This window comes from Streptomyces sp. NPDC031340 (assembly GCF_055569945.1).
The window spans coordinates 41,385-52,402 of the sequence record NZ_JBVIIE010000063.1 but is presented as its reverse complement, the minus strand read 5'-3'; the positions used below and the strand labels follow the sequence as shown (position 1 = coordinate 52,402).

Annotated in this window: 11 protein-coding genes; 3 read left to right on the top strand and 8 right to left on the bottom strand. The window is 72.8% G+C overall.

Going from position 1 to position 11,018, the window contains the following annotated elements:
* Positions 1–133: 133 nt before the first annotated feature.
* The 3 genes from ACZ5GT_RS34415 to ACZ5GT_RS34405 all read right to left on the bottom strand — a co-directional run bounded on the left by ACZ5GT_RS34415 (position 134) and on the right by ACZ5GT_RS34405 (position 4,663).
* Positions 134–1,816, bottom strand: a complete 1,683-nt coding sequence (locus ACZ5GT_RS34415; RefSeq protein ID WP_469034286.1) for a carbohydrate binding domain-containing protein — start codon at positions 1,814–1,816, stop codon at positions 134–136.
* Between the two features lie 179 nt (positions 1,817–1,995).
* Positions 1,996–3,189 (bottom strand): macrolide family glycosyltransferase, encoded by a 1,194-nt coding sequence (locus ACZ5GT_RS34410; RefSeq protein ID WP_469034284.1) that lies wholly within the window; start codon positions 3,187–3,189, stop codon positions 1,996–1,998.
* Between the two features lie 301 nt (positions 3,190–3,490).
* Positions 3,491–4,663 (bottom strand): ATP-grasp domain-containing protein, encoded by a 1,173-nt coding sequence (locus ACZ5GT_RS34405; RefSeq protein ID WP_469034282.1) that lies wholly within the window; start codon positions 4,661–4,663, stop codon positions 3,491–3,493.
* 342 nt (positions 4,664–5,005) lie between these two features.
* On the opposite strand from ACZ5GT_RS34405, the gene ACZ5GT_RS34400 reads away from it, so the two are divergent.
* Complete coding sequence (locus ACZ5GT_RS34400; protein WP_469034280.1) at positions 5,006–5,866, top strand: metallophosphoesterase family protein; 861 nt, start codon at positions 5,006–5,008, stop codon at positions 5,864–5,866.
* Positions 5,863–6,546, top strand: a complete 684-nt coding sequence (locus tag ACZ5GT_RS34395) for a 4'-phosphopantetheinyl transferase family protein (protein WP_469034278.1) — start codon at positions 5,863–5,865, stop codon at positions 6,544–6,546. The genes ACZ5GT_RS34400 and ACZ5GT_RS34395 overlap by 4 nt, the downstream gene beginning before the upstream one ends.
* Before the next feature lie 52 nt (positions 6,547–6,598).
* Here ACZ5GT_RS34395 and ACZ5GT_RS34390 read toward each other — a convergent pair whose 3' ends face one another.
* The 3 genes from ACZ5GT_RS34390 to ACZ5GT_RS34380 form a co-directional block, all read right to left on the bottom strand.
* Entirely contained in the window at positions 6,599–6,826 is a 228-nt protein-coding gene (locus ACZ5GT_RS34390; RefSeq protein ID WP_469034275.1) for a hypothetical protein, read from the bottom strand.
* A gap of 128 nt (positions 6,827–6,954) precedes the next feature.
* Positions 6,955–7,485, bottom strand: a complete 531-nt coding sequence (locus tag ACZ5GT_RS34385; RefSeq protein WP_469034296.1) for a toxin-antitoxin system, toxin component — start codon at positions 7,483–7,485, stop codon at positions 6,955–6,957.
* A gap of 32 nt (positions 7,486–7,517) precedes the next feature.
* Positions 7,518–8,168, bottom strand: a complete 651-nt coding sequence (locus ACZ5GT_RS34380) for a helix-turn-helix domain-containing protein (RefSeq protein ID WP_469034273.1) — start codon at positions 8,166–8,168, stop codon at positions 7,518–7,520.
* Positions 8,169–8,401: 233 nt separating this feature from the next.
* Between ACZ5GT_RS34380 and ACZ5GT_RS34375 the strand changes: the two genes are divergently transcribed.
* Positions 8,402–9,064: an MmyB family transcriptional regulator gene (locus ACZ5GT_RS34375; RefSeq protein ID WP_469034270.1), complete on the top strand. Its 663-nt coding sequence runs from the start codon at positions 8,402–8,404 to the stop codon at positions 9,062–9,064.
* A gap of 328 nt (positions 9,065–9,392) precedes the next feature.
* Here the strand turns inward: ACZ5GT_RS34375 and ACZ5GT_RS34370 are convergent, their stop codons facing one another.
* Both ACZ5GT_RS34370 and ACZ5GT_RS34365 read right to left on the bottom strand, forming a co-directional pair.
* Positions 9,393–10,184 (bottom strand): cache domain-containing protein, encoded by a 792-nt coding sequence (locus tag ACZ5GT_RS34370; RefSeq protein WP_469034266.1) that lies wholly within the window; start codon positions 10,182–10,184, stop codon positions 9,393–9,395.
* Between the two features lie 39 nt (positions 10,185–10,223).
* Positions 10,224–10,970, bottom strand: a complete 747-nt coding sequence (locus ACZ5GT_RS34365) for a FadR/GntR family transcriptional regulator (protein WP_469034263.1) — start codon at positions 10,968–10,970, stop codon at positions 10,224–10,226.
* Between the last annotated feature and the right edge of the window lie 48 nt (positions 10,971–11,018).

Genomic DNA, 11,018 nt, shown 5'->3' with positions numbered 1-11,018 from the left:
CCCTCTCCCCCCCCCTCCCCCGCCTCCCCCCCCCCCCTCCTCACGAGCCCCCAGAGATCCCCCCCCCCTCCCTCCCCCCCCCCCCCCCCCCGCCCCCCCCCCCGGCGCCGGCGCTTCCACGGGCCGGCGGTGCTCAGCCGGTGAAGCCGGCCGTGATCGAGGTGAACTGCCAGGTGCCCTGGCTGATGCCGGAGCAGTTGCTCACCACGCCGCCGCCCGGGCACGGCCGGTCACGGTTGACCGACCAGAACGCGAGCCGCGCGATGTGGTGGCTGTTGGCCCAGTCCCGTACTTGCGTCCAGATCGCCGGAGTGGTGTTCTCCTGCTGGTCGGACAGGCCGTTCATGCCGGAGATGCCGATGTGCGAGTAGGCGGTGGCGTCGTCCCAGCCGAAGGTCGACTTCAGCTTCGCCTTCAGGCCCTCGGCCGCGCCGACCGTGTTGCCGTACATGTCGGAGCCGCCGCCGAAGTCGAACGGCATGATGGTGAAGACGTCGATGTTCGCGCCGAGCGACTGCGCCTGCTCGATGAGCCGGTTGCCGTAGTACGTCGGGCCGGTGGTCGACGTGCCGAACGTGACGATCGTCTTCAGACCGGGGTTGTTGGCCTTGACGGTCTTCAGCGCGGTCAGGATCTTCGCCTGGACGGCCTCGTTCTCGAACTCGTCCGTGTTCTCGATGTCCATGTCGATCGCCTTCAGCGAGTAGGCGTCGATCACCTTCTGCAGGGCCCCGGCGAGCGCGCTCGCGGAGGAGCAGTTGGCGCCGAGCTTGCTGCCCTGCCAGCCGCCGAACGACGGGACGATGTCGCCGCCCGCGGAGCGGATGGCGTTGACGGCGCTCTGGTCGACGCCTCCGGCCAGCGGCCGGCTGCCGTCCCAGGAGGGGGTGCAGCCGCCGGAGTCCAGCACGAACGCCATCGTGAACCACTTCACGCCGGTCGCGCTCATCACCGTGCTCGGGCTCGGCGGATCGCCCCAGCCCTCGTAGAGGTAGGGCGCGGCCTGCTTGAAGGCGGTGCCGGTGCCGGTGCCCGCGTCGGTCGTCACGGACACGGAGTCGGACGCCCCGGAGGTGTTCCCGGCCGCGTCCCGGGCCTTCACCGTGAAGGTGTAGGCGGTGCTCGGCGACAGCCCGCTGACGGTGGCACTGGTGCCGGAGACGCTGAGCACGTTGTTGGAGCCGCTGTAGACGTCGTACGCCGTGACGCCGACGTTGTCCGTCGAGGCGTTCCACGACAGCGACACGCTGGACGACGTCTTGCCCGTGGAGGTCAGCCCCGTGGGCGCGGTCGGCGCCTGGGTGTCGGAACTGCCGCCGCCGGGGCCGTCGAGGCTGATGTCGTCGGCGTAGTAAGTGCCCTGGGCGTACCAGCCGTGGACGTAGATGGTGGCGCTCGTCTGCGAGGCGCCGGTGGTGAAGGACACCGACAGCTGGCTGTACGTCGAAGGCGAGGTCGTCCAGGTGGAGGCGCCGCCGTTCACGCCGAGGTAGACGTAGGAGCCGCGCACCCAGCCGCTGAGGCTGTACGTCGTGTTCGGCTGGACCGCGACGGTCTGGCTGCACTGCGCGTTGTCGCTCGAACTCACCGCGCCCTGAAGGGCTTTGGAGCCGCTGTGCACGGGGGAGGAGACGACCGAACCGAGGTTGCCGGTGCAGGTCCAGGGGGAGAGTCCGCCCGACTCGAAGCCGGGGTTGGTGAGGATGTTGGCCGCTTGGGCCGTGCCGGGCAGCGCGATGGCGCCGGCGAGCGCCAGCGCCGCGGAGCCGAGCAGGGCGAGAAGCCGACGTCTGTGACGTCCGAGTGTGTTGCGCACGCGATCTCCCTGAGGAGTGGGGGTTGTTCGGGAGTGCACGGGTGTGCGGGAGTGCACGGAGGTGCTGGGATGCACGGAAGTGCTGGGGTGCACGGAAGTGCGAAGCTGCGCAACCAAAGTTGGTATGGACCAATCACGGTGTCAAGATGCTGCGCCATGATTGGTCCAGACCGGTACGCTCAATTGCCCGGACGACGTCCTGCCAGCATGTCCTCGATGAGGTCGGCGGCGCGTGCGGTGCCGCCCTCGGCGCGGGCGCCGGCGCTCAGCGACGCCGAGCGGCGGGCGACCTCCGGGTCGGTGACCAGTTCGTGCAGGGCCGCCCGCAGGGTCTCGGCGGTGGCGTCCGCGGTGTCGACCCGGCGGGCCACGCCCAGCTCCACGAGCCGGTCGGCGTTCATGAACTGGTCGACGGCCTGCGGCACTGCGATCATCGGCACGCCGGCGAGCACTCCTTCGCCGCAGCCGCCCATACCGGCGTGGGTGACGAAGGCGTCCGCGTGCTCCAGGATCGCCCGCTGCGGGACCCAGGAGTGCACCTCGACGTTGGGCGGGATGTCGCCGAGATCCCGCGGGTCGGTGTACTTGCCGATCTGCAGCACGACGTGCCAGCCGGGCAGCCCGCCGTAGGCCGCCAGGCACTGGCGGTAGAACTGCGGTCGGCGGGTGTACGCCGAGCCGAGGGAGATCAGCAGCACGTTCTCGGTGTACGCCGGACGGGTCCAGCCGTCCGCGTCCGCGCCCGGGTCGAAGCAGGGGCCGACGAAGGTCACCGTGTCGGTGTCGACCCGCTCGGCGTGCGGCTGCATCGCCCGGGTGATCAGGGCGAGGGCCCGCGCCGGCCGGCCGGAGAAGGCGTCCACGTCGGTGGTGGACGCCCCGCAGCCGGTGAGCCACCGTGCGAACTTCGCCCGGTAGGCGTCGGCGCCCGGCAGTTGCCGCAGGTGGACCGCGACGTCCTGCTCGTAGCCGTCCCAGGCCACGAACGTCGGCGACAGCTGCATGAGCGGCCGGCCCTGCGATTCGGCGAGGGCGCGCGCGGCGTAGGCGCCGATGTCGTACAGGTACAGGTCCGCCGGGTCCTGGTCGTAGGCGGCGCGCAACTGGGGCAGTGCTCGGACGGCGTTGTCGAGGAAGAGGTCCATCGCGGCGACGGGGTCCTCGGGCCAGTTGTGCTCGGCGACCGGCAACATGGAGGCGCAACTGACAAGTTCGGCACCGGTGGCCGTGATCAGGTCGGCCACCGCCGGGTCATTGGCGTAGGTCACACGGTGGCCGCGGGCGACCAGCTCGCGGATGATGTCGAGGCTGGGCAGGACGTGGCTGACGGCGGGAATGCCGACCATCGCGATGTGGGCACGGCGACGGGACATGGATCATCACTCACTTCGGGTCTACGGCGAAAGGGACACGGCAAGCCCGCGCGCCGGGCTCTCCGAGAGCCTCGGACAGGGGCGCGCACAGGGGCCTGCGGGGGAGCGGAGGGGCGCTGCCCGACCGTGTCAGCCGTACATCTGAAGGAGGAAGAACATGCCCGAGACCCTAGCCCGGCCTCGGTTCCGGGGCATCCCAATTACCGTCGACCGTCGCCCGGAGACCTCCGTGCCTGTCGACGCGTCCGCGGGTCGGCCACGAGGCGCTCTGCCTCACAGCCGACCTGATCCGGACGACGGGCTAGGCCGGCGCGGTGGCCCGGCTGCCGGTCTCCGTCACGACCGCTTCCGCCGTGGCCGCGGGGCCCGGGGCGGCCGCCGTGTCCACCGCCGCGACCGGGGCGGCGGGCAGCAGCGGCTCCGTGTCCTCCGTGCGCTGCTGCGGGAGCGACACCGCGCGCAGCGGGCGCGGCGCCGACACCACCGTGTAGTCCTGGCCCAGGAACGGCGGCGCCATCTCGCCCGGGTCCTCGCCGAGCGCCAACTGCACAGCCGCCCAGGGGGCGTTGACGCCGCACAGCGACAGCTGGTGCAGGCCGCCGGCCGGGCGGGTGTTGACGTCCATCAGCACCGGCCGGTCGCCGTACATCCGGAACTGGATGTTCGACAGGTAGTGCAGCCCGAAGCCCTCGGCGATGCGTCGCGCCGGCTCCAGCCACTGCTCGTGCAGCGTGAACCCGCGCCGCCGGCCGTTCTTCGTGCGGCCCACCGCCAGCCGGACCCGGTTGTCGGGGCCGGTGAGGCAGTCCACCGACACCTCCGGCTGCTCCAGGCGCGGCATCACCAGCCAGTCCACCGGCTCCTCGGCCCGCTCCAGCGCACCGACGACCAGGTCGAGCGGCACGTAGGGGCTCGGGAAGCCGTTCAGCTGCGACAGTGCGAAGGGGGAGCGGGTGACGACGCGGAAGCCGACCCCGCCCGCGCCGGACGCCGGCTTGAAGCAAGCCTTGTGGCCGCCCGCCTCCAACTCGTCGACCGCCGCGACGAGTTCGTCCGCCGTGCGCACCCGCCACCACTGCGGCACGGGCACGCCGATCGCCTGGACCGCCTCGTAGGCGATCACCTTGTCCTCGAAGACGGCCACCGCCTGGGGCGGCGGCGCCAGCAGCGCCGTGCCGACGGCCTCGAACTCGGCGCGGTGCGCGACGATCGCCGCCTGGTTCAGCCGGGGCACGAACACGTCGATGCCGCGACGCCGGCACTGGGCGAGTGCGTACTCGACGTAGGCGGCCGGGGACAGGCCCTCCGGCTCCAGCTCGGCGGTGTCGGCGGCGGCCAGCACGGGGGAGTCCGCGTCCCCGTGCGTCGCATGGATCTCGACCGCGCGGTCGCTGGGATTTCTCCGCAGCTGATCCATGAAGAACACGTTCTCCGCGTACGTGCGGTTGAGCCAGACGCGTACGCGAGAGACCATGCAGGCCGCCTTTCACGGTAAACGGGCAGGGCGAAGCGGGCCCGTGCCCGGGCAGGGTGGTTGGAGGGTCACCGAACCGCCCTTGAAAGAAGGGGAAGGGCGGTGGTGTTGGGGCGATCATACGGCTTCGCGGGGCTCCCGCGTGCAACGCGCGTGTTACGGATTCCCGGGCCGGGTCCCGGGCAGGTCCGGGCGCTGCGGGACACGCCCCCGTGACCTGTCGAGGCACCTTGTCCGGCAGCCGCGAATGTGTTGTCGTGGTGGCGGCCGCCCGCGCCGAGGCGTGCGGCCCTCGGGCAGATCCGTTCGTGGGCGCCCGGGCGAGAGCGGAGGGGGCGACAGGTGACGTCGACGGCCGGTGGTGCCGGACAACTGCTGGCCATCAGCGACCTGCACATCGGCTACGCCGAGAACCGTGCCCTGGTCGAGCAGATGCGCCCCGGGTCGGACGAGGACTGGCTGCTCGTCGCCGGCGACGTCTCCGAGATCGTCTCCGACATCCGCTGGGCCCTGAAGACGCTCGCGAGCCGCTTCGCCAAGGTCCTCTGGGTGCCCGGCAACCACGAGCTGTGGACCCACCCGAAGGACCCCGTCACCGCGCGCGGAGTCGCCCGCTACGAGCACCTGGTCACCCTGTGCCGCGAACTCGGGGTCGTCACCCCCGAGGACCCCTACCCCGTCTGGGAGGGTCCCGGCGGCCCGGTGGCCGTCGCACCGCTGTTCCTGCTGTACGACTACTCGTGGCTGCCCGCCGGGTGCGTCACCAAGGCGCAGGGGCTGGAGTACGCGCACGGCACCGGCATCGTGTGCAACGACGAGTACCTGCTGCACCCCGACCCCTACCCGAGCCGTGAGGCCTGGTGCCGGGCCCGGGTCGCCGAGACCGAACGCCGGCTCGCCGCGCTGCCCGAGGACCTGCCCACCGTCCTCGTCAACCACTATCCGCTGCACCGGCACCCCACCGAGATCCTGTGGCACCCCGAATTCGCCATGTGGTGCGGCACCGCGGCGACCGCGGACTGGCACCGCCGGTTCCGCGTCGAGACCATGGTCTACGGCCACCTCCACATCCCGCGGACCACCTGGCACGAAGACGTCCGCTTCGAGGAGGTGTCCGTCGGCTACCCGCGTGAGTGGCGCAAGCGGCAGCAGCCGCCGGGGCGGCTGCGCCGCATCCTGCCGAAGGAGGTCGAAGCCGGGTGATCGAGGAACTGCTGCCGGACACGGTGGTCGTCGTGGAGGCGCACGGCGACGACGGGAGCGAGCCCGCGCCGCTGTACCCGGAGGAGGCGGCGGTGGTGGCGAAGGCCGTCGACAAGCGCCGCCGCGAGTTCGCCCTGGTGCGCTCCTGCGCCCGCCGGGCCATGGAGAAGCTCGGCGTGCCGCCGCAGCCCCTGCTGCCCGGCGAACGCGGCGCCCCGGTCTGGCCCTCCGGCGTGGCCGGCAGCATGACCCACTGCGCCGGCTACTGCGCCGCCGCCCTGGTCCGCGCGGGCGACCTGGCCTCCCTCGGCATCGACGCCGAACCGCACGGCCCGCTCCCGGAGGGCGTCCTGGACGCCGTGGCCCTGCCCGCCGAGGCGGCCCGGCTGCGCCGCCTGACCGCCGAACGCCCCGACGTGCACTGGGACCGGCTCCTGTTCAGCGCCAAGGAGTCCGTCTACAAGGCGTGGTTCCCGCTCACCGGGCAGTGGCTGGACTTCTCCGGGGCCGACATCGAGGTGCGCACCGACCCCGGCGACCGGTTCAGCGGCGGATTCCGTGCCGCGCTCCTCGTCCCCGGCCCACTGGTCGGCGGCGGGCGGGTCGGCCACTTCGAGGGCCGCTGGACCGTCCGGGACGGACTGGTGGCGACATCGGTGACGGTTCCGCACCCGGTCTGACCGCCATCGCCACCGCCTCCGCCACAGCCAGGGCCACCGTCGGCGTCCGCGCTCACGGCTCCGGGCACCAGCCGCGCAGCAGGCGGAAGAACGCCTCCTCGTTGCCCGTCAGGCCCGCCCGCGCGAGCGCCTGTTCGGCCTCGGCGAGCACCGACGGCGGGACGAGGGGTGGCCGGTGGGAACCGGGTGGGCCGTCGAAGGAGGCCCGTACCGTGTGCAGCAGCCGGAGATAGGCCTGGACGGCGGTGCGTTCGCGGTCGGTCAGAAGGGCTGTGGGCATCGGTCGGCTCTTCCTGTCGGCGTCGTCGGTCGTGCACGCCCCGCGACAAGGGGCGTGCGACTCCAGCTTGCCGCCCACCACTGACAATCGGCCCGGGCCACCGGCGCGGCCCGCCCGCTCGGCGCGGATCAGGACTGGGGGCCGAGGTAGCCCAGGGACGCCTCGATCCGGCCCGCGAGGTGGTCGCGCTGCACCGGCGCCCGCAGCGACGAACCGGCGAGCCAGGTACGGCATCTGCTGGCCAGGAGCAGGCCGAAGGCTTCGGCCTCCTTCTCGTCGGCCAGGTCGAAGCGGCTGCGGGCGGCCACCTTGCGGACCGTGGCCTGGAGGTCGGCTTCGTCGTCGAGGAGGCGGGCGGCGACCTTGGCGCCTTCGACGTGGTGGCCGCAGTGACCGGCCTTCATGTGCCACAGTTCGTGGCCGAGGATGACCAACTGGTGGTCGGGGGCGGTGCGTTCCTCGATGACCACGAGGTCCTGGTCGGCCATGTCCAGCCACAGGCCGCTGGCGGTGCCGGTGGGAAAGGCGGCCGTGCGGAAGTGGACGGGGCGGCCGCGGCGCCGGCTCATGGCGTGACAGAGGGCGCCGTACAGGTCCGCGGGGTGCGCCGGCGCGGGGATGTTGAGCTCCGCGACCAGTTCGCCGCACAGGCGGCGCATTTCCTTGCCGATGCCCACAGTTATCCCCCGGCTCACGACTCGGGCCGTTTGACGCTCTCCAGGAGCATGTCCAGCCACTCCGCGACCTTGTCCCGGTGCTGGTCGGTGGGCAGCTGCGCGGCCCGCCAGGCGATCCCGCGGACGCCGTGGTCCTGCAGCAGGCGCTCCAAGGGGTCCTCGGCGGCCGCGGCCGCCTCCCGTTCGGCGAGCTTCTGCAGCAGTTCCTGCTCGGTGTGTTGCAGGGCGCCCGAGAGGGCCTCGGGGTCCTCGGCGGTCAGGAAGCCGGCGTGCACGCGGAAGAAGCGCTGGATGGCGTCGCAGTGCTCCATGGTGGGACGCCGGTCGCCATTGATGAGGGCGCCCGCCTGCTGGCGGGACATGCCGGCGCCGTCGGCGATCTCCTGCTGCGTGTACTTGCGGCCGTTGGGCTTCAGGCGGGTGCGGCGCAGCAGGTCCAGGCGCTGCAGGAAGCGGGCCTGCACGTCCGGTTCGCCCGCGGGGCGGCCGCCGAGCAGGGCCTTGACGACCGGCTCGGGCACGCCGGAGGCGGCGGACAGGCGGGCGGTGTCGAAGACCTGCGCGTGGGGCACACCGAGCCGGTCGGCGAGCGCGGTGACGCGAGCGACGACGGCCGGCAGCGCAGCGGTCGCCGCGGTGCCCGGACTTTCGAAGCCATCCGTCACCGACCGATCTCCTACGTTTCTCACAGGCTTCTCACAAACGGTTGCCGTGAACCCGAGGGAGATTACCGGTCGTTCGAACCCGCATCCAGGTCTCGCCACAACTGTGGCCAATTTCAGCCGTCAACGAGCGGTCAACGGGCGTGGAATGCCACGATAGTTGACACGGCTCCGGTCGTGGCCCCAGGATCAAGGCGCCGCGTGAAGGCCGCATAGGCAAGAGGGGTGACCTCCCGATGGCATTTCAGGCAGGAGGGCAGCGGTCGGCACCGCGGCCCGTCCCCGTGAGTCTCGAGGCCCAGGCCTATCTGCAGGACTGCGCCGTCCTCCTGGAGGCCGTCCCCCACCCGTCCGTCGTGCTCGACCACCGCTGGGACGTCGTTCTGTCCAACAGTGCTTTCGCGTCACTTTTCCGTGAGGTGTCCCCGCACCCGACGGCCATGCCCGGTGACAACTTCCTCCGCTTCGTGCTGTTCCACCCGGACGCGGGCACCGTCCTCGGTGAGCACGAGTCGAGCTGGTGCCTGCCCATGCTGGCGCACTTCGCGGACGCCGTGGAGCGCCACGGCCATGACCACGGGCTGCAGGCCATCCGGCGGGAGATCGCGCAGGACCCCCTCATGGAGGCCGCCTACCGGCAAGGGCTGCCGCACTGGATCCGCGCGGTCGGCGAGCGGGCCGTCCGGCACGACGGCGCCGTACGGCCCGTGACGCACCCCGATCCGCGCTGGGGCGCCACGGACTGCCGAGTAATGGATGAGACGACGCGGACGCTGGAAGAGATGGGGTACACCCGGCTGACGCTGGTGCTGCGGGAGGCGCGGCGCGACCGGTCCCGGGGCCGCTCGGCGCGCCCCACGGCCGCCCACCTGAGGGTGGTGCCGGCCCCCGAGGTCTGACGGGGCACCGTCGGCGTTCAGGTCGCCGACGGCGCCTTGTCGGCGCGGCGGCCCCGACGCCGGGCACCGCCATGCCCGGCCGCGTCGACCGAGCGCCGTTGTACGCGGCCGCCTCACCGGGCCCCGTCGTGTCCGGCGGTGGCGCTTCGCCCACCGTCACGCCGCCCGCGTCGCCGCACACCGCGATGGCCGGCCGTATCACCGGCCACGGCCATGCCCGCCGCGTCACCGGGCGCCATCGTGTCCGGCCGTGGCGCTCCGGCCACCGTCGTCCCCGACTGCGGCGCTCCGGCCACCGTCGTGTCCGGCCATGGCGTACCGGCCGCCGTCACGACGGCCGGTGTGCCGCGGTCACCAGGACGAGTGGGACGCCCCGGCACGGGACGAGCCGCAGCCCGGCGAAGCGCGCGGGGCGCGGGTGCTCCAGGACGGCGGCGAAGTCCGGTCCCTTGACGAGGGAGCCGGCCAGGTGCGCCGGGTCCGCGGACGCGGCGACCCGGCCGCGGGCGTTCACCAGGTACGCGGGTCCGGGCAGCCGGCGCAGCAGGGGCAGCACGGCCGCCTCGAAGTGGCGCAGGTACACGTCGGCCGCGGCCACGCCCACGAACCGGCCGTCCACCTCGACCGGCGCGGACAGCGTGAGGCTGTACTCGTCGGAGCAGAGGTAGTCGACGTAGGGGCCCGCCACCGCGCGGCGGCCGGTGTCGCGGGGCAGGGCGAACCAGTCCCAGTGCGTGTAGTCCGAGTACGCCGACCGGTCGGGGTCCAGGTCGAGCAGCAGGGGACGTACCTGGCCGTCGGCGGTGGTCTGCCACCACTCCAGCCAGGCCGGCACGTCGCCGAGCAGACCGGGCGCGGCCACGAAGCCCGCGCCGGAGACCAGTTCCTGCCGGGTCAGCCGCAGGTGCAGGCCGGGGCGGAGCGCGGCGAGGTCGGCGGTCGCGGGACGGCGGCGCCCGGCGGCCACCCGGGCCAGCAGTGCCGTCGCGTCGGCGCGGGTCTCGGCGACCGCGTCGAAGACCGCCTCCAGCGCGCCGCCGACCCGCGCCGCCACCTCTGTCGCGGTGGACGCGTCGAGCGTCGCGGCCGGCGCTCCCACGAGGCCAGGGCTGGTGATCATGGCGCCCTCCAGCGGACGGGGACCGGGCGCGGTGCGCGGCTAGAGGGACAGGCGCAGGGCGATGAGTCTCGCCGTCGACTCCTGGACGCACCGCTCGGCCAGCTCCCTGGCCGATTCGTGCGCCCCATCTTGCACGGCCGAGATTACGGACCGGTGACGGTCTGCGACTTCTTCACCATATTCGTCGTCCCCGAGCACAAGGCACAGCAGCGCCCCGACGTCGGTCTGGAGGGCCACCTGCTCCCGGGTGAGCCGGGCCGACTGCGCGGCCGCCGCCAGTTCCACGTGGAAACGGCCGTACAGCCGGCTGCGTGCCGCCGCGTCCCCGGCCCGAGCCAGCTCGTCGACGCTGCGGCGGAGTTGGGCCAGGTCGTCGGCGTCCGTGCGCTGCGCGGCGAGGCGGGCCGCGGCGCCCGACAGGGCCGCCCAGTGGTCGCCCAGGTCGCGCAGCTCCTCGGTGCTCCAGCCGCGCAGCCGGACCTTGAGGCGCTCCTCGCCGGGGAGTTCGGGCAGGGAGACGAAACTGCCGCCGCCGCGACCGCGGCGGGTGGTGACCAGACCCTGCTGGCGCAGCGCCATCAACGCCTCGCGCAGCGTCACCGTGGACACGCCGAGCTGCCCGGCCAGCTCGCTCTCGCCGGGCAGCTGCTCACCGTCGGCGAGCAGGCCGAGTTCTATGGCGTCGCCGAGGCGCTGGACCACGGCCTCGACGCGCGCCCGGCCCTCGACCGGCGCGAAGACGGCTCTGCGGGCGCCGCCGTCGATCGATTGCTTCACGGCCACCACCTTGTGCGTTGACTCAAGCTTTACCCTAAGGGGGCCTTGAGGTTTGAA